23 protein-coding genes are annotated in these 19,202 nt (G+C 63.6%); 14 read left to right on the forward strand and 9 right to left on the reverse strand.

Annotation, left to right across the window (positions count from 1 at the left end):
- Positions 1–17 precede the first annotated feature (17 nt).
- Entirely contained in the window at positions 18–1,556 is a 1,539-nt protein-coding gene (locus ACNEOT_RS18780; protein ID WP_415975898.1) for a flavin-containing monooxygenase, read from the reverse strand.
- Positions 1,557–1,751: 195 nt separating this feature from the next.
- On the opposite strand from ACNEOT_RS18780, the gene ACNEOT_RS18785 reads away from it, so the two are divergent.
- The 4 genes from ACNEOT_RS18785 to ACNEOT_RS18800 all read left to right on the forward strand — a co-directional run bounded on the left by ACNEOT_RS18785 (position 1,752) and on the right by ACNEOT_RS18800 (position 4,428).
- On the forward strand, positions 1,752–1,895 hold the full coding sequence (locus ACNEOT_RS18785) for a hypothetical protein (RefSeq protein WP_415975900.1): 144 nt from the start codon (positions 1,752–1,754) through the stop codon (positions 1,893–1,895).
- An 83-nt stretch (positions 1,896–1,978) separates the two neighbouring features.
- Positions 1,979–2,623, forward strand: a complete 645-nt coding sequence (locus ACNEOT_RS18790; protein ID WP_415975902.1) for a TetR/AcrR family transcriptional regulator — start codon at positions 1,979–1,981, stop codon at positions 2,621–2,623.
- A gap of 19 nt (positions 2,624–2,642) precedes the next feature.
- Complete coding sequence (locus ACNEOT_RS18795) at positions 2,643–3,665, forward strand: YdcF family protein (RefSeq protein ID WP_415975903.1); 1,023 nt, start codon at positions 2,643–2,645, stop codon at positions 3,663–3,665.
- Positions 3,666–3,837: 172 nt separating this feature from the next.
- Positions 3,838–4,428: a CsbD family protein gene (locus tag ACNEOT_RS18800; protein WP_415975905.1), complete on the forward strand. Its 591-nt coding sequence runs from the start codon at positions 3,838–3,840 to the stop codon at positions 4,426–4,428.
- Between the two features lie 54 nt (positions 4,429–4,482).
- Here the strand turns inward: ACNEOT_RS18800 and ACNEOT_RS18805 are convergent, their stop codons facing one another.
- The 3 genes from ACNEOT_RS18805 to ACNEOT_RS18815 all read right to left on the reverse strand — a co-directional run bounded on the left by ACNEOT_RS18805 (position 4,483) and on the right by ACNEOT_RS18815 (position 7,308).
- Positions 4,483–4,779: a hypothetical protein gene (locus ACNEOT_RS18805; RefSeq protein ID WP_300515471.1), complete on the reverse strand. Its 297-nt coding sequence runs from the start codon at positions 4,777–4,779 to the stop codon at positions 4,483–4,485.
- A gap of 105 nt (positions 4,780–4,884) precedes the next feature.
- Complete coding sequence (locus ACNEOT_RS18810; protein ID WP_415976363.1) at positions 4,885–5,850, reverse strand: alpha/beta hydrolase; 966 nt, start codon at positions 5,848–5,850, stop codon at positions 4,885–4,887.
- A 177-nt stretch (positions 5,851–6,027) separates the two neighbouring features.
- The gene (locus ACNEOT_RS18815; protein WP_415975907.1) at positions 6,028–7,308 is read right to left on the reverse strand and encodes a hypothetical protein; all 1,281 of its coding nucleotides are present in this window, start codon (positions 7,306–7,308) and stop codon (positions 6,028–6,030) included.
- Between the two features lie 78 nt (positions 7,309–7,386).
- Here ACNEOT_RS18815 and ACNEOT_RS18820 point away from each other — a divergent pair, with 78 nt between their 5' ends.
- Positions 7,387–7,782, forward strand: coding sequence for a hypothetical protein (locus ACNEOT_RS18820; protein ID WP_415975908.1), 396 nt, complete (start codon positions 7,387–7,389; stop codon positions 7,780–7,782).
- 93 nt (positions 7,783–7,875) lie between these two features.
- Here ACNEOT_RS18820 and ACNEOT_RS18825 read toward each other — a convergent pair whose 3' ends face one another.
- The 3 genes from ACNEOT_RS18825 to ACNEOT_RS18835 all read right to left on the reverse strand — a co-directional run bounded on the left by ACNEOT_RS18825 (position 7,876) and on the right by ACNEOT_RS18835 (position 10,433).
- A complete protein-coding gene (locus tag ACNEOT_RS18825; RefSeq protein WP_415975909.1) occupies positions 7,876–9,198 on the reverse strand; it encodes an NAD(P)/FAD-dependent oxidoreductase in 1,323 nt (440 codons plus the stop codon).
- A 130-nt stretch (positions 9,199–9,328) separates the two neighbouring features.
- Positions 9,329–9,955 carry a DUF305 domain-containing protein gene (locus ACNEOT_RS18830; protein WP_415975911.1) on the reverse strand — a complete coding sequence of 209 codons (627 nt, stop codon included), beginning with the start codon at positions 9,953–9,955 and terminating at the stop codon, positions 9,329–9,331.
- Between the two features lie 82 nt (positions 9,956–10,037).
- Positions 10,038–10,433, reverse strand: a complete 396-nt coding sequence (locus ACNEOT_RS18835; protein WP_415975913.1) for a DUF6153 family protein — start codon at positions 10,431–10,433, stop codon at positions 10,038–10,040.
- A 192-nt stretch (positions 10,434–10,625) separates the two neighbouring features.
- On the opposite strand from ACNEOT_RS18835, the gene ACNEOT_RS18840 reads away from it, so the two are divergent.
- Both ACNEOT_RS18840 and ACNEOT_RS18845 read left to right on the forward strand, forming a co-directional pair.
- Complete coding sequence (locus ACNEOT_RS18840; RefSeq protein ID WP_415975914.1) at positions 10,626–10,934, forward strand: WhiB family transcriptional regulator; 309 nt, start codon at positions 10,626–10,628, stop codon at positions 10,932–10,934.
- A gap of 120 nt (positions 10,935–11,054) precedes the next feature.
- A complete protein-coding gene (locus ACNEOT_RS18845; RefSeq protein WP_415975915.1) occupies positions 11,055–11,273 on the forward strand; it encodes an ANTAR domain-containing protein in 219 nt (72 codons plus the stop codon).
- A gap of 143 nt (positions 11,274–11,416) precedes the next feature.
- Here ACNEOT_RS18845 and ACNEOT_RS18850 read toward each other — a convergent pair whose 3' ends face one another.
- Entirely contained in the window at positions 11,417–12,646 is a 1,230-nt protein-coding gene (locus ACNEOT_RS18850) for an EAL domain-containing protein (RefSeq protein ID WP_415975917.1), read from the reverse strand.
- Positions 12,647–12,822: 176 nt separating this feature from the next.
- The gene (locus tag ACNEOT_RS18855) at positions 12,823–13,041 is read right to left on the reverse strand and encodes a hypothetical protein (protein ID WP_415975918.1); all 219 of its coding nucleotides are present in this window, start codon (positions 13,039–13,041) and stop codon (positions 12,823–12,825) included.
- A gap of 189 nt (positions 13,042–13,230) precedes the next feature.
- Here ACNEOT_RS18855 and ACNEOT_RS18860 point away from each other — a divergent pair, with 189 nt between their 5' ends.
- The 7 genes from ACNEOT_RS18860 (at position 13,231) to ACNEOT_RS18890 (ending at position 19,186) form a co-directional block, all read left to right on the forward strand.
- Positions 13,231–13,365 (forward strand): hypothetical protein, encoded by a 135-nt coding sequence (locus ACNEOT_RS18860; RefSeq protein ID WP_415975919.1) that lies wholly within the window; start codon positions 13,231–13,233, stop codon positions 13,363–13,365.
- Between the two features lie 582 nt (positions 13,366–13,947).
- Positions 13,948–15,171, forward strand: a complete 1,224-nt coding sequence (locus ACNEOT_RS18865; RefSeq protein WP_415975921.1) for an alkane 1-monooxygenase — start codon at positions 13,948–13,950, stop codon at positions 15,169–15,171.
- Positions 15,171–15,335 carry a rubredoxin gene (locus ACNEOT_RS18870; RefSeq protein ID WP_415975923.1) on the forward strand — a complete coding sequence of 55 codons (165 nt, stop codon included), beginning with the start codon at positions 15,171–15,173 and terminating at the stop codon, positions 15,333–15,335. Before ACNEOT_RS18865 ends, ACNEOT_RS18870 begins: the two co-directional genes overlap by 1 nt.
- Positions 15,332–15,505 (forward strand): rubredoxin, encoded by a 174-nt coding sequence (locus ACNEOT_RS18875; RefSeq protein WP_415975925.1) that lies wholly within the window; start codon positions 15,332–15,334, stop codon positions 15,503–15,505. Before ACNEOT_RS18870 ends, ACNEOT_RS18875 begins: the two co-directional genes overlap by 4 nt.
- Complete coding sequence (locus tag ACNEOT_RS18880; RefSeq protein WP_415975926.1) at positions 15,502–16,710, forward strand: NAD(P)/FAD-dependent oxidoreductase; 1,209 nt, start codon at positions 15,502–15,504, stop codon at positions 16,708–16,710. Before ACNEOT_RS18875 ends, ACNEOT_RS18880 begins: the two co-directional genes overlap by 4 nt.
- A 10-nt stretch (positions 16,711–16,720) precedes the next feature.
- Positions 16,721–17,341, forward strand: coding sequence for a TetR/AcrR family transcriptional regulator (locus ACNEOT_RS18885; RefSeq protein WP_415975927.1), 621 nt, complete (start codon positions 16,721–16,723; stop codon positions 17,339–17,341).
- Positions 17,342–17,722: 381 nt separating this feature from the next.
- Positions 17,723–19,186 carry a PLP-dependent aminotransferase family protein gene (locus ACNEOT_RS18890; RefSeq protein ID WP_415975928.1) on the forward strand — a complete coding sequence of 488 codons (1,464 nt, stop codon included), beginning with the start codon at positions 17,723–17,725 and terminating at the stop codon, positions 19,184–19,186.
- The last annotated feature ends 16 nt before the right edge of the window (positions 19,187–19,202 follow it).

A 19,202-nucleotide genomic window follows, 5' to 3' on the forward strand; every position in this document is an offset into this window, starting at 1 on the left:
GGTTCACTCTCTGTCGTCTACGCGGTATGAACGTCTACTGCCTCGGGATCGGCCAGCCGGGTAGGCACGGTCCGCCCGAACGCCATCGATTCGGTGAGGTCGTCGAATCGTGCGTCGATTCGGTCGAGAATATAGTTCTGTCGCACCGACCACGGACGTTCGGTCCCCGACTTCGGCAACTCGTCGAGCGAGCGGGTGACGTATCCGGACGCGAGATCCACGACAGGGCGGGCGGTCGGTGTCTTGCCCTGTCTATTCGGAACAGCGCGGGTGTAGCCGCGGGTCCTCATGTAGTTCAACAGTTTTGCCACGGCCTGCGCCGTCATGTCGGCCTTGAGCGTCCATGATGCGTTGGTGTATCCGATGCACCACGCGACGTTGGGTACGTCTTCGAGCATGTAGCCCTTGTAGACGAACTTGTCGTTCGCTCGGATTCGCTCGCCATCCACGGACAGCTCGATGCCGCCGAAAGCCTGGAGCTTCAATCCCGTTGCGGTGACGATGATGTCGGCTGCGATCTCACCACCCGATTCCAGATGTATCGCGTCCGCCGTCACCTTGCTGATCCTGTCGGTCACCACGTTCGCGCGACCGGATCGAATCGCCCGGAAGAGGTCGCCGTCGGGAACCACGCACAGCCGCTGGTCCCACGGGTTGTAGTTCGGGTTGAAATGCGTGTCGACGTCGTACCCGCGTGGCAGTTGCGCCTTCGTCATCGCGCGAAAAACCTTGCGGGCCGTCTTCGGGGCCCGGCGGCAGAGCTGGTAGGAACCGACCATCAACAGCGCGTTGCGCCAGCGCAGTGCGCTGTGGGCGAGCGTGTCCGGCAGTAGGCGCTTGGTGATCGTGGTGAACGGATCGGTCATCGGTAGCGACGCGATGTAGGTCGGTGAGCGCTGCAGCATCGTGACCGATGCGGCATCGGTAGCCAGCGAAGGAACCAATGTTATTGCGGTAGCGCCACTTCCGATTACGACGACCTTCTTGCCGGAGTGGTCGAGGTCCTCCGGCCACTGTTGCGGGTGCACGACCTGTCCTGCGAAATCGTTCAGACCCGGTATGTCCGGGGAGTATCCGCCGGCGTAGTCGAAGTAGCCGGTGCACAGGAATACGAATCGGCTGCGGTAGGACTTCGGAACTCCGTTCGACACAGCCTCGACGGTCCACAGATCGGTGGACGAGTCCCAGTTCGCAGCAGTGACGGTGGTCGAGAAGTCGGTGTGTTCGTCGATGCCGTTGGATCGGGCGGTGTCGATGATGTACTCGCGAATGTCTTCGCCGTGCGCAAGCAGGGTGTCGCCCTGCCATGGCGTGTGCGGAAACGCGAAGGTGAAGATGTCACTGTCGGAACGAATGCCCGGGTAGCGGAACAGATCCCACGTACCGCCTGCTCGCTCGCGCCCTTCGAGAATTGTGTAGCTCAACCCCGGCACCATCTCCTGCAAGCGGTACGCGGCACCGACACCCGATACACCCGCACCGATGATCAGCACGTCCCTGAAGTCGTCTGCGATCGAACTGTCGAACTCGGGCCACCGACCTGTATTACTCGTCACGCCACGCCTTACTGTCTCGCCGAACGACATCGGGTTCCGCAGACGAACTGCGACACCGCGACCTACATCACACAATGTGCCATTGACGAATGGCGTTGTCAATGCCAGGCTCGAGTGATCGGACTACAGAAGGATCTTCATGAACCGCACTCCGTCCACTGCTTGCACGCCGATTGCCGCCGGAATCGGCATCCGATGACGCCGCTCGTGGTCGGAGCCGCAGCGGTCCTGGCGCTGATCCTGCTCACCTCGAACGGGTCGGGTCTGGACTTCGATCGGCGCTCACTGACCGGCGCGTACCGACCGACACGGAAAATCCGCCGACGCAGCTCCCGCTGACGTCCGTGACGTGCTCCGAAGCGGACTCTTCGGTTCTATGACATCGCCCAACGGCGACGACCGACATCAGTACGCTCCATTTCATGCCCGATCGGAAGTACGCAGGCAGATCACCTCAGCAGCGGTCTTCCGAACGCATTGCGCGCCTGATGGACACTGCAGTCACTCTGTTCGGTACGCACGGGTACGCAGCGACGACGATCGGCATGCTGTGTTCGGAATCGAACGTGTCGACCCGTCACTTCTACCGGGAGGTCGGAAGCCGCTCCGAACTACTCAAGAGGATCGTCACCACCCTGAATCAGGACGGCGAACGCGCCGCGCGGGAGACATTGACCGACGATGGTCGGCAACCGGCGGTGGCGTCGATCGAAGCCGCAATCCGGGCGTACCTCGGCGTCACGTGTAGCACCCGGATGTCGGCTCGGGTCTGCTACGTGGAGGTCGTCGGAGTCAGTACCGATATCGAGCTGTGGCGCATGAACCAACGGGACATCATCGTCGAGATGTTCGGCTCTCTCGCGCATGCCGCCGCAGCACGGGGAGAACTGCCCGACAGGAACTATCGCTTGGTCGTTCTCGCCATCATCGGTGCCGCCAACATATTTGCTCAGGAATGGGCGCTCACCCATCGCCCCGACGACGAACCGACCGATGACACCTTCACGCCGTACGTCGACACCCTCGTCGAATTGGTCACTGCCGCTCTGACGCCGCAGCGCCGCTGATCGGAACTAGGTTCGAACCATGCTCTTCCTCGCGGCGGCACTCGTTCTGATCGCCATGTCGTTCATCCGAATCGGGCGAGATCCACGCCGGCTTTCCAACGGCCCGTTGGTCATTGCGGCTCTCGTGGCGCTGGTCATCGGGTTGCTGAGTCTGCTGCATCGGCTCGATGCCCGGATCGAAGCGATTCTCGTCGTTGCCGTGCTGACGACAATCCTGCTCTCAGCGATCGGACTGGTGGGCGCAGCAGCCGTCAACGGCGTCGTGGTGATGAAGCGCGAGGGGCTTCGACTCTCGACCGCTCTGCCGCTCGCCCTGGCCGTGGCCGTTGTGCTCGGTGTGGGGCTGCTCGTCGCGGTGGCGGCGGTGTTGGAGACGAACACCCTTCCCCTGTGGTTTCTGGCGGCGCTCTGGACCGGGGCATTGTTCTCGGTGTGCCTCGGCGTTCAGCTCGCCGCGTTCTCTGTTCATGCGCTGATCTACGGGCACCTGGAGCCGCCCGAAGGAAGTGCGTCCGTCGTCGTGTTGGGCTGCGGACTGGGCCCAGGGGGAAGCGTGACGCCGCTTCTCGCGAGCCGGCTGGACCGCGCCCTCGACGTCTACAACGCCGAGGTGACGTCCGGGCATCGCCCTGCCCTGGTCGTGTCGGGTGGGCAAGGGACCGACGAGCAGACCGCGGAGGCCACGGCGATGAAGGGATATCTGATCGGCAAGGGTGTGCCCGACGACTCGATACTCACCGAGGCACGCTCCCGAAATACTCGGGAGAACGTGATGATGACGATGGAGCTCCTCGCGTCTTCGGGTCTGAGATCGGAACCGATAATCGTGGTGACCAGCAACTTTCACGTCCTCCGCACGGCTGCGTTCACTCGCGATCTGGGTCTCGACGCACATGTGACGGGATCCGACACGGCACGCTTCTACGCGCCGACCGCGTTCCTGCGCGAGTTCGCGGCGATCCTGCGTCGCTTCTGGAAGCCCAACCTCGCCCTACTGGTCGCCATCGCGTCGATAGTGGTGACGCTGCAGCACGTGAATTGACGGTGCGGGCCCGGAGTCCACACGACCCATCCTCGAACAGTGACCCAGAACACGTCCGTCGGACGTATGTTTCGGAGCGACGAGTTCGACTCATACTTATCGGCGTCGTTTTTTCCGACGCCTTCAGCTCCGGATGTCTGCGCGACGTCCCACACGAAAGAGGTACGCACCGATGGCCGACTTCATCGACAAGGCTCAGCACAAGGCAGAGGAACTGGCCGGAACTGCGAAGGAGAAGGCCGGCGAGGCCACCGGTGACGACAGCCTCCGCGCCGAAGGTGCCACGGATCAGGCGAAGGCCAACACCCATCAGGCGGCCGACAAGGTCTCCGACGCCGCCGAGAATGTCGCCGAATCCGCGGCCGGTGCCGCCAAAGAGGCCAAGCATGCAGCCACCGACGTCGCCGACAAGGCCGCCGACGTGGCCGAGGACGTCAAGGCCACCGTCGAGGACAAGGTCCAGAACATCGATGCCGACGAGGTGAAGGAGAAGGCCTCGCAGGTCGCCGACAAGGCAGCCGACAAGGCCTCTGCCGTCGCCGACGACGTGAAGAACAAGGTTCGCAACATCGACAGCGGTGATGTAGCCGAGGCCGCGAAGGTCGGCACTCCGGTTGTCGCCGCGATCGCAGTTGCAGCGGGTGCCGTCGCGTTCGCGCTGATTCGTCGACGCAACCGTCGCCGCAGCGCCGCTCGCCTGTTCGTTCCGTCGAAGCGCACCACCCGCAAGCTCGCCAAGAAGGCACGCAAGCACAGCTTCTGAAGGTGATTGCACAAGCCCCGCCTCGTATCGCTCGAGGCGGGGCTTTCTGCGTCCCTACAGCGGCTTGAGCGCCCGGCTGGGCACCCAGTGCGTGACGGTTTCGCTTCGGTCCCGCGACATCAACTCGTAGGTGACGCGGCCCAGCCAATCCCCGTCCACAGTGATGGACCATTCGACCAGATCGCCCGGCACCACGCGTCGCACATCGAATCCTTCGGGGTTGAACTTGGACGCGTGGTGCGGCGGTAACGGGTACAGGATGTTGAGGTCGATCCACACCTTCAGCGGCGGCCGGAGCAGTTTGAACGGGCGCACGGCGGACGCCGGTCGAGGTTGTACGCGCCGTGCCATCGTTCGATCATACGTTCGATTACGGCACCGATCTACCGCCCCTGACGACGAAGAACGGCCACTCGCACGCGATGTGCGAGTGGCCGTTCTTCCGGGCTGAGAAGGTCAGATGCCGAGCGATCCTGCCAGGAACGGCCAGGACTTGTGCAGGTCGTCCTGCCAGTAGCCCCACGAGTGGTTTCCGACCGGACGGAAGTCGACGGTGGCCGGGATACCCAGCTGGTCGAGACGCTTGGCCAGGTTCGAGGTGCAGAAGTTGGTGGCAAGCTCGATGCCGCCGCCCACGATGACCTGGTTGGCGAGCGTCGCCGGGTCGTTCTTCAGACGCGGGTTGGCGTAGGTGTCGTTCGGGATGCCCGGCAGTCCGCTGCCGGTGCTCATGTAGATCTGCGTTCCGCGCAGCCTCTCGGCGTTGAGCAGCGGATCGTTTTCGCGCCAGACCGGTCCGTCGAGCGGTCCCCACATGTTCTCGACGTTGCCGCCGCCGTAGGTCTCGACGACGAGCTTGACGAACTGCTGACCGATCGGGTCGGAGGTCTGCGCGCAGCCGCTGTATGCCGCGACGCCGGTGAACTTGCCCGGGTACTTGATCGCGATGTTGAGTACCGAGGTGCCCGTCATGGACAACGCCGCGAGCGACTGGCGGCCGTTGGTGTCGAACTGCGCGTCGATCAGCGGGGGCAGTTCTTCACCGAGGAAGGTGCTCCACTTGTTGCTGCCGAGCTTCGGATCGTCCTGGAGCCAGTCGGTGTAGTAGGACCACTTGCCCTTCTGCGGAGTCACGATGTACGCGTTCTTGTCCGAGAGGAAGGCCTCGGCGTCGGTCTGCGACTGCCACGATGCGGCATCCTCGCCGCCGCCTGCGCCGTTGAGCAGATACAGCACTGGGCGAGACACGCTGTCGTCTGCGGGCTTCTGCACGGTGACGGGGATGGTGCGGTTCATCGATGCAGAGAACACCTGGAGCTGAACCTGCCGGCCGTCGAGGGTGTTCACCGACTCGATCCGCGATCCGTTGCTCGACTGCGTCGTCGCTGCAGGCAGTTCGTCTGCGGACGCGACGGGCGTCATCAGCGCGGTCGGAAGAATCGCCACTGCGAGGGCGACGGCCGTAGCCGAACCGATTCGCCGGAAGCCGTGTCGTCGAGATCGTGGCACGCTGTTTCACCTTTTCGTCGAGTTACACCGGTCGAGTTACTACATCGGCCGAAGATGAGGTGACGTTACCTCGAGCAACCGTCCCGAGCGTTACGGACCGGACCAATCCGAGACTCGATCGTGATGGACTCGGGTGTCGCTGCGGGTGGCGAAGATGCAGGCCACGATGACGATCACCGCGACAACCACACCGACGGGAAGCGGCGAATACAACGCCACGATGGGCCGCACATAGTCGTCGGGCGTGCCGTCCGTCCAACCGAACTCTCGCGGCGGCACCGGGGCCGACACCCAGAACAGCGTCAGGGCGAACGGAACGAGCGGAGCGATGGTCGACGCCACCGTGCGCGTCGATTGCACGGATCCGACGATGAACCCGATGGCGACGGGATACAAGGTGCAATACGCAACGGTTCCAACGACATTGACCGAGCCGTCGCCGATCGGTAGCAGGCCGGTTGCCGTCGCGACAGCCAGCAGCGCACACCCGACAGTGGTGAGATCACGTCGCAAGCCCACTCCTACCGCGCCGACGAACAGTACGGCAGCAACGGCCGACACCCACCACGACGCGTCGGACCAACCGAGCGTGTTGACGCCTGACGCCGCTATTGCCAAGCCCGACATCACATATCGGCCGTCACGGCCGCCGAGGTCGAGCGCGACTCCGTACGTCAGGAAGGCCACGATCGCGACGGCGGACGTCCACGCGGCCGCCGTCGACGTCGTGTTGCCGAGATACGTGTAGACGATCAAGCAGACGAATCCCAGTACGAGAGCGGCAGCCGCATCGGAGGATTCGAATCGGCCCGCGGGTGCACGCCGAACGGCCACCACCAACAGTGCGGTCAGGACGAGAAGAACGACGACGGGGACGGTGGACGCCACGTACTCCGGCCCCAACGTGTCCATCCACCGACCCTCACGCGGTCCGCGGAGCGCAGAGATCGCGCCGTAGAACATCATCGAGCCCAGTAGCCCTACTGCGATGCCTGCTGCGGGAAGCCTGCGTCCACCGGCGATGAATCCGCATACGCCGACCAGAGCGCCGGCGCCGAGGGCATTGGTCGTCACAGCTTGGTTGGCCGCGATCGGCGCGAACGACGGCAGTGCCACCAGCAGCGAGCCGAGAACGGCCGCCACGGCAGCCGACATCCGGGGGCGTCGACGGTGGACCACGGCGAGCACGAGCACCGCGGCCAGGACAGCGAGGGACCCTGCCCACTGCGCGGTGACGAACGCCGCGTACCACTTGTCCGTCGACTCGATGTGGAACACATCTTGGCCGAGGGATTCGCGAATCGAGTAGCCGGCAACGAATCCGCCACCGGCCGTGGCAACTACGGGCCACACGCGATCCGATGCACTCACGCGTTCAATGTAGAGGGCTTCCCTGCCCACGACCATCTGTGGTCTATTGAACGCGAACCCAAAGTCAGGAGTGCGCCAATGTTTCGTCGTATCGCCGTCACGGTCGCTGTCGTCGCGGGTGCCGCTGCTCTCGGAGTCGGTACCGCCCATGCCGACGAGTGGCCCACTCCGCCGCCGTACCCGAGTCCGAGTGCCCCACAGGATGTCACCGGATTCCTCACCCCACAGGACCCGGACTACTGGAATCCCTTCGTCAGCAAGAATCGACTGACATCGCCGTACGACAACAGCACCCGCATCGTCTGCACCGGATTTCACGGTGTGCTGCTCGAGTGCTGGCAGGCCGACTCGAACGGCAACCCGCACAAGCTGATTCCGCTGAACATGAACTACCCGGGTTCGACGGGTCAGCTCTTGCCTGGCGGCGGTCCCGGGCACTTCGTCTACCCCGGATTCATCCCCGGCATCGGCTGATCCCGTCGACTACGACGCGAACTGACCTCAGCGCCCACTATTCGCCCTCGAGAGCGGAATTCCGTGTCCGGGTGGAAATAATGGGCGCTGAGATCAGTTGTACGGCTTGCGCGCCGTTTCCGGGTCGCCGTAGGTGATGGCACGTTCGCGTCGGGTGCCGGTGGCAAGGGTTGCGGCCCAGTTGATCAGCGTCCCGACGCGATTGCGGTTGCCGGCCAGGAACGCGATGTGGATGACGCCCCACGAGACCCAGCCGAGAAAGCCCGACATGCGCAGCGGCCCGGCCTGCACCAGTGCGTGTCCGCGGGCGATGTAGGCCGCGGTGCCGAGGTCCCGGTACTTGAAATCGCTACGCGCAGAACCGGATAGGTCCGCTGCGATGGCCGCGCCCGCCGCTCGGCCGCCCTGCATCGCCACTTCGGCCACTCCCGCGAGGTTGTTCAGCGACATGATGTCTCCCACCACGAAGACGCTGCGATGTCCGGGGATCGAGAGGTCCGGTTGCACGGCGATGCGTCCCGATCGGTCCTGCTCGACGCCCATCGCGTCGGCGAGTTTTGCGACGAACGGAACGGCTTCGACGCCTGCGGTCCACAGCACGGTTCGGGTGTCGTAGCGGGTGACTGTCTTCGGCTCGGCCTTGGCCGTCACCTCCACGTCGGTGGCCGTGACGTCGGTGACGTGAACTCCCAGATGGGTTTCCACGCCGACGGCATCGAGGGTGCGCTGGGCCTTCTTCGTCAGGGAGTCGGGAAACGATTCGAGTACGCGGTCGCCGCCGTGGAAGAGCAGTACCCGCGCTTCCGACGGGTGAATGGCATCGAACTCGCGAGCGAGCGCTCTGGTGGCGAGTTCCCTTATCTGCCCGGCCAATTCGACTCCGGTCGGGCCTCCCCCGGCCACGGCGAAGGTGAGCCAGGGTCGGCGCTCCTCGGCGGTGGGAAGTGATTCGGCCATCTCGAACGCGGAGATCAGCTTCCGCCTGATCGCGAGGGCATCGTCGAGGGTCTTCATGCCCGGTGCCCACTGCACGTATTCGTCGTGGCCGTGATAGGCCTGCTGCATTCCGACGGCAACGACGAGGTAGTCGTAGGGCAGCTCGAACGTCGATCCGTCGAATCGACTCGCCGTCACCACTCCGCCGTCGCCCGCCGAGCCGTCGACATGAGGGGTCACCGACGTCGCTTCACCCAGTGCCACATGCACGTTCTTCTGCTTGCGCAACAGATGTCGAAGCGGACTCGCGATCGAGCCCTCCGACACCAAGCCCGTTGCGCATTGATAGAGCAGCGGTTGGAAGACGTGGGAGGTGCCGCGTTCGAGCACGGTGACGTCGACGTCTTCCCCGCGTAGGCGACGGGCCGCGTGCAGACCACCGAATCCTCCGCCGATGACCAATACCCGTGGACGTGCCATGTGAACGTTCTCCCTCGGACCGACCCGTGGAGATGGACTCTCCGATTGTGCAGCCTACTCGAGGAGGCCTACCTCGGGCCGAGTGCCGCACCCCGATGAGAGGGTGCGGCACTCGGGCTTTCGAACCCTCTCAGCCGACCAATGCCCGCATGGTGTCGATTTCCTGCTGCTGGGTGGCCACGATCGTGCGAGCCATGTCCTGCGCGTCGGGATTCGAGCCGTCCGCGATCTCGGTGTTCGCCATGTCGATCGCGCCCTCGTGATGCGCGATCATCATCGTCGACCACTGGCGGTCGAACTCGGGGCCGGTAGCCGTACTCAACGCATCCATGTCCTGCTGGGTCATCAAGCCCATGTCCGAACTGTGGTCCATTCCGCTCATCTCACCCATGTCGGACGAGGGTGCGGGCTGACCCCATTCGGCAAGCCACGCGGTCATCCGACCCATTTCCGGTTGCTGCGCGGCCTGGATCGCCGACGCCAAAGCCACGACGTCCGGATTGTCGGTGCGGCCCTGGACCATTGCCGCCATCTCGATCGCCTGTGCATGGTGCGGGTACATCATGCGAGCGAACATCACGTCCGCATCGTTAAACTCTGCGGACGCGTCGGCCTGGTTCGACGACGCCGGTGACGATGTTGCGGAGCCCATCGAATGGCCGTCCATCGACGAGTCGGACGTGTCGCTGCTGCAGCCCGCGACGAGGAATGCGCTCACGGTGGCAGCAGCCAGCGAAGCGACAAGTGTTGTACGCATGTGAATCTCCTTGAACGAGTGCGAAATACAGGGATCTGGGTACGTCGATCCGCCGGTCGACGTGTGTCGACCGGACTCCCTGTCACACTCGCAAGGTCACCAATCTGTCCAACTCCCAGAGGGTCCACGGGGGCGCCCGCTCCGAAATGGAGTCGGTGCGTCCGCCGATGCCGTCCTCGGACGAGTACGAAGAACCGACATCGATGCTCGTCGCCGGGACCGACAGAGCAAGCCACGACACCGTGGTTCCCGCACAGGGATGCATCATCTGATGGGTGGACGGGCAGTCGTGCTCACCGACCGCCACCTGAACGAGATCCTCGTGGTGGGCCGTCGACGCCATGGCTGCGTGTTCGTTGCTTGCCGACATCGCCGGTGTCACAGAGTGCATCAGCAGGACCCCGAAGATCGTCAGTACGATCAGCAATCCGGTCGCCGAGGCCTTGCCCGGACGACTGCGTCGGATCACTGACTGCATGTCACCGACGATAGCAACACATACCCCCTAGGGGTAGACGGCAGGCGTTCGAGTGAGCGCTGGCCGTTCCCCCTCCGCCCGACCGATGACCATGTCCGGGTGAATTTTTCACTCGGGCTTGTGTTTCGAGTACCTCTCGATGGGGAATAGAGGTCGTGGAACGATCGGTACGACGCGAAACGGATCACGACGATGACGGATGACCAGGTCTGGCGCCTGAAGGGTGCATGCATCGACGACATGGATGCCTACGACTCGCAGCAGCTTCCTCGCCACGGACGTAAGCGAGCCGAGCGGGCTTGGCGCTTGTGTGCCGATTGCCCGGTGTTGCGGGATTGCGCCGAGCAGACGGCGCGCGATATCGAGTCCGGTCGCATTCCGGTGGGCGTGGTTGTCGCCGGTGCCGCGTATCACGACAATGCGAGCAACGGCCGTCGCACGGATGCCTACCGAACGCTCGAACTTCTCATCGGGCGCCCGTTGTCCAACCCTGCCGCTTGATAACGGTGCAGTAACGGAACGCTACGAATCCGGTCACGGCAGCAACTCTGTTCGACGCGTTTTCGGCGTGTTCTCAAGTGTCTGACCAGCGGCGATCCATCTGGGCCGATACTTGCGCGTATGGATACAGTTCAGGTGCTTCGTGCCGGCGTACCGGACGCTGTGCAGCAGGCTCTCGACAACCGAGCACCCATCGAACAGGCCAAAGGGATCTTGATGGCGGAGCATCGCATCGGCCCGGAGGCTGCGTTCGACATGCTTGCCGAGCAGTCTCAACGCTCCAACCGCAAGCTTCGAGAGGTGGCACTGGACCACATCCGGCAGGTATCGGCCGGGTAGCCACGAGGTTTGACCCCGCACGCTGTTTTTTCAACGTACGGGGCCTGGGCGATCAGGTAGTCCGGACTACACGATCGCTTGAGTGCCGTATGCCCTGACGTGGCTGCCCGAAACATCGCCGGTCGCAGTCATCGGGTCGGCTTCTAGAAGCGCGCCAGAATTGCTCGGGCACAACGAACTACGGTCGCGCGATCGTACGACATCACGTAATCGAACTCGCGATCGGCGTCGACCTCTCCGCGGTGTAGATCTATCGCTGCGAGTACTCCGCAGAAGTGCGGGCCGAGCACCACCACGTTCCACTCCTCGACCAACGGGTCCGTCGGGTCGAGGGGCGCGTGCATGATGCCGCCCTCCTGTACGTATCCCATTCCTACGCCGTAGACGCCGGCGTACGAGATCTGCTCGGTCATCGAGACCCAGCGTGCGCGGGTGGTCGGAGTGAAGTGTTCGGCTCGCTGAAAAGTGCCGAGTATCAACGTTTCCGGGCCCGCGGCCGCGGCCTGCATCTCGAGAGACGTGCTCATCGCTACCAGTAGACGCTTGGTGCTCCGGGTGGCCGTCTTGCCTGCGGACGCGATGGCGTACGGCGATTCGGCGGCAACGGTGGGTGTGCTCCAGGTCGGGAACGGAGGCATCACCTCGGCCGCGTCGGCGGGGAGCTCCTCGGTGGATTCCGCAGCCGGGTAGAGCTCGCCCACTCCGTAGGTGGCGCCGAGTCCCAGTGCGCGACTGCGATGTATTGCGGTGTCGACGCCACTGGCCACGACCACCGCGCCGGTTCTTTCGACCTGAGCCGACACCGCATGTGCGGTGCGCGCAGTCGCCAGATCGGGGCGCCGGGACACCATGGTTCCGGCGAGGATGATCACGTCGGGCTCGATGAGGGGAAGAAGAGTCATCGACTGTGGCCGACGGCCGACATCATCGACGGCCACAACTTTGCCGTCGCGCCGGGCTTTGTCGATTGCGGCGAGTGTGCGGGCCGGGCTGTCGACGAGTGCCGCTTCGGTGACGACGACGATGTCGCGGCGCAGCTGTTCTTCGGTGACGGAATCGATCGCGGCGAGGGAGTCGACATCCATCGAGACCAGCATCGGTAGGCGCACCGACTGGTTCAGTTTGGCCACTCCCCATGCCAAGGCGTCGAGTTCGCGCTTGGCGTCCATTGCTCTGGCGGCGCGCTTGAGCGCATCGGCCGAGGCCAGAGGACCGTTCTCGGGGCCGCGCAATTGAACTTCGATTGCTGCAAGCGCGCCATTGTCCAGCCGACAGACCGGGGCGAAATACGGATGCACCGTCAACTCTCCCGTGTCCGTGTCGACTGCAGATCCTGCTTCGGCCAGCGCGAACGTCACACCACAGTTTGACACGAAAAAAACACCCCCGCCGTGCGGGGGCTTGTCCATTTCCAAACCTGTCGAGCGCCTTACTCTTTTCGCTTCCCCCATCTTCGACGACCGAGATGTCGTCGATACGTGCCAAACTATCTCGTTTGAATAACGACGGATAACGGATCGATAACAGCGCCGCCGAGCTGGTGCGGCATCTATGCGCGCATACCATCGGCCAATTCGAAGACTCGGCCCGCGTAGGTCACTATGAACGCGTCGAGGGCCTGCTGAGACAGTTCGGGGCATCCGACCGTTCGGAAGAAGTGCTCCAGATCCACCAATCGATCCCCCAATCCGACGCGCTGTCTGTCCAGAGCCTCGAGTTCGACGACCAACGCCTTCAATTCTTCGACTTTGCGCAGTACGTCGTCCATCGGATCACCATCCACTTCACTGGGCACCTACAGAACCGGATATCGAGCGGCGGAGCCGGGCTTCCCTCCCAGCCCCGCCGAACTCCACTCTACTCCGAATCGAACACATGTGCGAACCATTTCGGAGGTAACTCCGGTTTGTACCATCACCCAGTGCACAATCCGAGAAAGTGACCTACAGTCTGTGACATGCTCCAGATGAGGGGTCCGAACGGGGTTCGGCCGCCAGGTTCCACCGATCCAATTCAACTGGCGCTGTTAGCAATTCTCACGATTGCTGTGATCGCGCTCGTCATCGTCGCGATCCAACAGGGCCGCCTCTGATCGCGTGCGCGAACCCCCGCACCGGCAAGTCACGGTCGGGCCTTTCGCACGCACAGGGTTCTGCACGGCGGGTCGGACGATGAAGCCGTCGGCATCGTTCGCGCAATAGATTGTGACGGTTCGTCGTCGGGTGCGTGACTTTCCGCTCCGGCCGAAAGAGGGACGACGCTCTTTCACCGCGACACGAAACTCGGGCAGCTGCGCCGGCGTCGTACACCGGCGCAGCCGTGAAACGTCAGGCTCCGAGGACGGCGCTCACTGCGGTGGTGCCGCTCTCGGCGCTTCCGCTGCTGATGAGCGAGATGATGACCTCGGCAATGATCTTGGCGATGAAGACGCCCATAGCTACTCCTGTTGTGAAGTACCCCCGACGGGATACAGACGGACCTGCGAGCGTCGTGTCCGTTTGTGACCGGCCACAACAGATCGCAAGGTAGCAGCTGAATGCGTCCGATCAGCGGCGCTGTGGGCGCTGCCACACACCGTGAGGACGTTTGTACAAATTTGAAGATTTGTCCATCCAGCTGACAAATTCCGTGTATTGTCCAATCCATAGTGATCGGCCTTACACGAGGAGTGACGATGACCGCATCGAATGTCGACAACCAGGCGCAGGTGCCGGTCGACGAATGGCACGACCGCAAGCGATATCTCTGGCTGATGGGCCTGGTCCCGCCGGTGGCGGTGTTCCTGGCGACCGGCTTGGTGTGGGCTTTCGACCAGCTCGGCTGGAACGCAGTGGCCCCGGTCTGGTGGTGGATCGGCCCGTTGTTGGTCTATGGATTGCTGCCGCTACTCGACCGCTTCTTCGGTCCCGACGGAGACAATCCACCCGACGAGGTGATGAAGGCGCTCGAAGAAGACAAGTACTACCGCTACTGCACATACGTCTACATCCCGTTCCAGCTGGCGAGCTTGGTGTTCGCCTGTTACCTCTGGTCGACGGACAACCTGTCGTGGCTCGGGATCGACGGCGGGCTCGGTCTCATCTCGAAGGTCGGTCTGGCAATCAGCATCGGCGTCGTCGGCGGTATCGGCATCAATACCGCGCACGAGCTCGGACACAAGAAGGTCGAGCTGGAGCGCTGGCTGTCGAAAATCACTCTGGCACAGACGTTCTACGGTCACTTCTACATCGAACACAATCGCGGCCACCATGTTCGCGTCGCCACTCCCGAGGATCCGGCGAGCTCGAAGTTCGGCGAGAGCTTCTGGGCTTTCCTCCCCCGCAGCGTATGGGGAAGTCTGCGATCGTCCTGGGAGCTCGAGAAGACTCGAATGGAGCGATTGGGCAAGAGCACGTGGAGCATTCACAACGACGTACTCAACGCCTGGCTGATGTCCGTCGTTCTCTACGTGGTGCTCGTCGCGGTGTTCGGTCCGATCGTGCTGCCGTTCTTGGTAGTTCAGGCAATCTACGGATTCTCACTGCTGGAGACGGTCAACTACCTCGAGCACTACGGTCTGCAGCGCCAGAAGAAGGAGAACGGCCGCTACGAGCGATGCACCCCGGAACACAGCTGGAACTCCGATCACATCGTGACCAACATCTTTCTGTATCACCTTCAGCGACACAGTGATCACCACGCCAATCCCACTCGCCGCTACCAGACTCTACGCAGTATGGACGGGGCGCCGAACCTGCCCAGCGGATACGCCAGCATGATCTCGCTGGCGTATTTCCCACCGGTGTGGCGCAAGGTGATGGACCATCGCGTTCTCGACCACTACGACGGTGACATCACGAAGGTCAACATCGTGCCGTCCAAGCGGGAGAAGATCCTCGCCGAGTACGGAGCCAAGTGATGGCGGCCTTCGAGTGCCCGGTGTGCGAGTTCGTCTACGACGAGACCAACGGTGCTCCGCGCGAGGGATTTTCGGCCGGTACCGCATGGTCCGAGATCCCCGACGACTGGCCGTGCCCCGACTGCGGTGTCCGCGAAAAAATCGACTTCAGGAGTAAGCCATGAAGCTCTACCGCTGCGTTCAGTGTGGTTTCGAGTACGACGAGGAACTCGGCTGGCCCGAGGACGGCATCGAACCCGGAACACGCTGGGACGACATCCCCGACGACTGGTCGTGCCCTGATTGTGGCGCCGCCAAGGCCGATTTCGAGATGGTCGAGGTCGCACGCGGGTGAGCACGTCGACTCCGCGCGCAATCGCGATCATCGGATCGGGCGCCACCGGGTACACCGCGGCCAAAGTGCTACGGGCAGAGGGTTTCACCGGGTCCATCACGATGATCGGCAGTGAACAGGCCGCACCGTATCGCCGACCGACGGTGTCCAAGGAGTTGCTGACCGGCACCAAATCGATCGAGCAAGTTCAGTTGGGCCCGGCCATCGACGGCGTGGACGTCCGCTCGGGCGTCACTGCCGTCGGCGTCACCGATTCGGCCGTGCTGCTCGATGAAGGCGACCCGGTACCGTACGACGCACTGCTCCTCGCAACCGGTTCTCGGGCACGGCAACTCGATCTACCAGGCCACGTGTTCAGCCTTCGCGGAGTCGCCGACGTCGCACCGCTACACGCCGAGATCGTGCGTACCGAATCGCTGTTGGTGATCGGCGGCGGATTGATCGGATGCGAGGTGGCCGCGGCTGCGCGGTCCCTCGGCGCAGAGGTGACCGTCCTCGAAGCAGCATCGGCACCGCTCAACAGGATCGCTCCGGCCTCGATCTCGCAGATGTACGTCGACCTGCATGCAGACAACGGAATCGAGTTCCACACCGACGTCGCCGTCACCGATCTCGACGAGCGCGGTGATGGAACCGTGTCGGTCACCGCCGCGGACGGTCGTTCGTGGTCGGCCGGCACCGTGCTGGTATCCGTCGGCTCGGTCCCCAACATCGAGCTCGCTGCGGACATCGGCCTCGAGATCGGCTCCGGGATTCTGGTGGACGCGGGGATGCGAACCTCGGCACCGAACATCTACGCAGCGGGCGACGTGGCAGAGGTACCCAATCGCATCCTCGGCGGTACGTATCGCAGCGAGCACTGGAACGGCGCGCTGGATCAGGCGACCCGGGCAGCGCGCTCGATGCTTGGCCTCGACCCGGGAGTTCTCGACGTCCCCTGGGGTTGGTCCACCCAGCACGGCGTCAACCTCCAGTTCGCGGGGTGGACCGGACCGGACGACGAGTACGTTCTCGCCCGCGGCAGTATCGAAGACCGGCGCTTCACCGCATGTGCTCTACGTGACGGTCGGCTCGTCGGGGCGATCGGAGTCGGATTCCCGAAAGACATCAGGCAGGTCAGAGCCGCCATCGCAACCGAAACTGCCGTCGACCACCATCAATTGACCGAGGCCTGGTTGGACGGACCCGCCGCGGCGGTTCGATAGAGTCGACGCCATGACCGCAGCCGACCGAACATCGACACCAAGTCGATACCGCGCGGCTGCCTCCACCCTTGCACGCGACACCGCACTCGACGCGCTGCGAGAACTACTGCACGCGCGCACCTGGCGCACCGTCACCATGAGTCACATCGCCAAGGCCGCGGGTCTGAGCAGACAGAGCCTGTACAACGAGTTCGGCTCGCGGCGTGGCGTCGCGCAGGGATACGCAATCAGGCTGACGGACATGTTCGTGGACCTGTGCGGTTCCGCGTTGTACCAGCATCCGAACAATGCTCGTGCGGCACTTCAGCAGGGCTTCTCCGCGTTCTTCGAATTGAGTGTGCTGGATCCACTCGTGAGATCGCTGCACGGAGACGACGCGCCGGAGGATCTGCTGCGGCTCATCACCACCGACAGTGCCGTGCTCATCGACCGCGCGGGCGACCGTCTCGCAGAGACACTCCAACACGGGTGGGTGGGCGCAAGTCCACGACACGCCGACATCGCCAGCAAGGCAATCGTGCGCTTGGCCCTGAGCTACATCCCCGAGCCTCCCGATGACATCGCTTCTGCCGCAGAAGACATCGCGCTCCTGCTGACACCGTTCATCGAGTCGATCGCCGACGGCCACTGACCTCAGCGTCCAAGATTCGCCCGCGCTCCCCCGCTTACCCTTCTTCCGCCCCTGCGCGCCGCTGGTCGCTCCCCCGCTCCCCAATCCCGCAAACGCGCGCGCGTTTGCCAGATGCGCGCGAACTAGGCCCCGAACGGGTGGCGAATCCGAACGCCTTTGACGAATGCGCGCGCGTTTGCCGAGACACAGCCGACTCAGTCCGCGTGGACTCGACTACGCGGAGGGCCGGAAGGCGCGCTTCTTCCTCCCTCGCGCAGTGCGACCACAGTCGACGCTGCCCCGACGATGGACAAGACCAATACAGCTCCAATTGCGATCATTGCCCAAGAATGGACTGCTTTTCGGCCAATTACTGCAGTCCAGTGTGCGAGAGTGGCATGCATGGACATGTTCGACGCCACCGCTATCTCGGCCCCTGATCTGGCCGCGCGTATCGACCCATCGTCGTTGCGGAACAGATCCGGTGGTCCGCTCTACCTCGAGATCGCAGACGAGCTTCGACGGCTGATCGAGAGCGGCGAGGTCTCGGCCCAGACGCGGCTGCCCGCCGAGCGAGCGTTGTCGACGAGCCTCGACGTCAGTCGGGTGACGGTTGCATCTGCCTATCGGCATCTTCGCGAGGGTGGGTGGATCAGTGCTCAGCGAGGTTCGGGTACCTACGTGGCCCCGACGGGATCGATGCCGTCGTGGGGTTCGCTCGCGGGCGACCGGGAGACTGCGAACCTGGAATTCGTCAACGCAGCGCCCTCCGCCTCGCCCCTGCTGTCCGATGCGTACGGAGTTGCGGCAGAGAAGATTCGGGGTCGGTTCGCCTCCGGCGGCTACGCTCCGTCGGGCCTTGTCGAACTCCGCGAATCCGTTGCCGCGTACTACCGATCGCGGGGCATTCCGACCACAGCCGACAACATCCTCGTCACCTCCGGTGCCACCGACGGCATCCATGCGGTATTGGCCACGTTCACCGAACCCGGTGCCCGCGTGTTGGTGGAGCACCCGACGTATCCGGGTGTCGTCGAGCTCGTTCACTCTCTCGGGGGTCGTTGCATTCCGGTGCCCATCGATCCCGACAATGTCGAGGAGTTCGTGACCGCCGCGGACAGGGCAGCGCGGCAAAGCGCTCCGACTCTGGCGTATTTCATGCCCGACTTCTCCAACCCATCAGGTGCGCGACTCCCCCTCCGCACCCGCCGACAGTTGTCCGCAACCATGCACCGCCATGCGGTACTGACCATCGTCGACGAGGTGGCAGCAGATCTGTCCCTCGACGGCTCACCCGACATCGAACCGTTCGGTGCCGCAACTCCGGACGTCGCGACGGTCACGATCGGCTCGACGAGCAAGACGGTGTGGGGAGGGTTGCGGGTCGGATGGGTTCGCGCAGAAGCAGGTCTGTTGGCCAGAGTCGCCGCAACCTATGCGCGACGCCAACTTTCGGTATCCATTCTGGACCAACTTGCCGCGACGGAGTTACTGGGTCGATACGACGAGGTGCGTCGAGTACGCGCGGAGGCGTCGAGAACTGCCCGCGACCACACCGTCGCGTTGATGCGTGAACTCCTGCCGGACTGGCACTTTCGAGTCCCAGACGGCGGTCTGGCGTTGTGGTGCTCCCTACCCGACGGCCTTCGATCCAGCGATCTCGTCGCCGACGCTCAGTCACACGGACTGCTGCTGGCACCCGGACTTCGATTCGGAACGGGATATGCCTTCGACGATCATCAACGCATCCCCTTCACCCGCTCGCTTGCCCAAATAACCTCTGCGGTCGAAATTCTCGCGGGACTGAGATCTGGGGTCACCTCGACGCCCCATGCTGCGGCCGATAACCCTACGGCTGTGGTGTGAGCCCACACCAACAGTG

Origin of the sequence: Rhodococcus sp. 077-4 (genome assembly GCF_047782425.1) — a bacterium.
Taxonomy (GTDB): domain Bacteria; phylum Actinomycetota; class Actinomycetes; order Mycobacteriales; family Mycobacteriaceae; genus Rhodococcoides.

Excerpts from the sequence above, each read along its gene's own strand:
- ACNEOT_RS18785 (WP_415975900.1), top strand. The coding sequence starts at position 1,752 with ATGACGCCGCTCGTGGTCGGAGCCGCAGCGGTCCTGGCGCTGATCCTG.
- ACNEOT_RS18790 (WP_415975902.1), top strand. The coding sequence starts at position 1,979 with ATGCCCGATCGGAAGTACGCAGGCAGATCACCTCAGCAGCGGTCTTCC.
- ACNEOT_RS18795 (WP_415975903.1), top strand. The coding sequence starts at position 2,643 with ATGCTCTTCCTCGCGGCGGCACTCGTTCTGATCGCCATGTCGTTCATC.
- ACNEOT_RS18800 (WP_415975905.1), top strand. The coding sequence starts at position 3,838 with ATGGCCGACTTCATCGACAAGGCTCAGCACAAGGCAGAGGAACTGGCC.
- ACNEOT_RS18805 (WP_300515471.1), bottom strand. The coding sequence starts at position 4,779 with ATGGCACGGCGCGTACAACCTCGACCGGCGTCCGCCGTGCGCCCGTTC.
- ACNEOT_RS18810 (WP_415976363.1), bottom strand. The coding sequence starts at position 5,850 with ATGACGCCCGTCGCGTCCGCAGACGAACTGCCTGCAGCGACGACGCAG.
- ACNEOT_RS18820 (WP_415975908.1), top strand. The coding sequence starts at position 7,387 with ATGTTTCGTCGTATCGCCGTCACGGTCGCTGTCGTCGCGGGTGCCGCT.
- ACNEOT_RS18825 (WP_415975909.1), bottom strand. The coding sequence starts at position 9,198 with ATGGCACGTCCACGGGTATTGGTCATCGGCGGAGGATTCGGTGGTCTG.
- ACNEOT_RS18830 (WP_415975911.1), bottom strand. The coding sequence starts at position 9,955 with ATGCGTACAACACTTGTCGCTTCGCTGGCTGCTGCCACCGTGAGCGCA.
- ACNEOT_RS18835 (WP_415975913.1), bottom strand. The coding sequence starts at position 10,433 with ATGCAGTCAGTGATCCGACGCAGTCGTCCGGGCAAGGCCTCGGCGACC.
- ACNEOT_RS18840 (WP_415975914.1), top strand. The coding sequence starts at position 10,626 with ATGACGGATGACCAGGTCTGGCGCCTGAAGGGTGCATGCATCGACGAC.
- ACNEOT_RS18845 (WP_415975915.1), top strand. The coding sequence starts at position 11,055 with ATGGATACAGTTCAGGTGCTTCGTGCCGGCGTACCGGACGCTGTGCAG.
- ACNEOT_RS18855 (WP_415975918.1), bottom strand. The coding sequence starts at position 13,041 with ATGGACGACGTACTGCGCAAAGTCGAAGAATTGAAGGCGTTGGTCGTC.
- ACNEOT_RS18860 (WP_415975919.1), top strand. The coding sequence starts at position 13,231 with ATGCTCCAGATGAGGGGTCCGAACGGGGTTCGGCCGCCAGGTTCCACC.
- ACNEOT_RS18865 (WP_415975921.1), top strand. The coding sequence starts at position 13,948 with ATGACCGCATCGAATGTCGACAACCAGGCGCAGGTGCCGGTCGACGAA.
- ACNEOT_RS18870 (WP_415975923.1), top strand. The coding sequence starts at position 15,171 with ATGGCGGCCTTCGAGTGCCCGGTGTGCGAGTTCGTCTACGACGAGACC.
- ACNEOT_RS18875 (WP_415975925.1), top strand. The coding sequence starts at position 15,332 with ATGAAGCTCTACCGCTGCGTTCAGTGTGGTTTCGAGTACGACGAGGAA.
- ACNEOT_RS18885 (WP_415975927.1), top strand. The coding sequence starts at position 16,721 with ATGACCGCAGCCGACCGAACATCGACACCAAGTCGATACCGCGCGGCT.
- ACNEOT_RS18890 (WP_415975928.1), top strand. The coding sequence starts at position 17,723 with ATGGACATGTTCGACGCCACCGCTATCTCGGCCCCTGATCTGGCCGCG.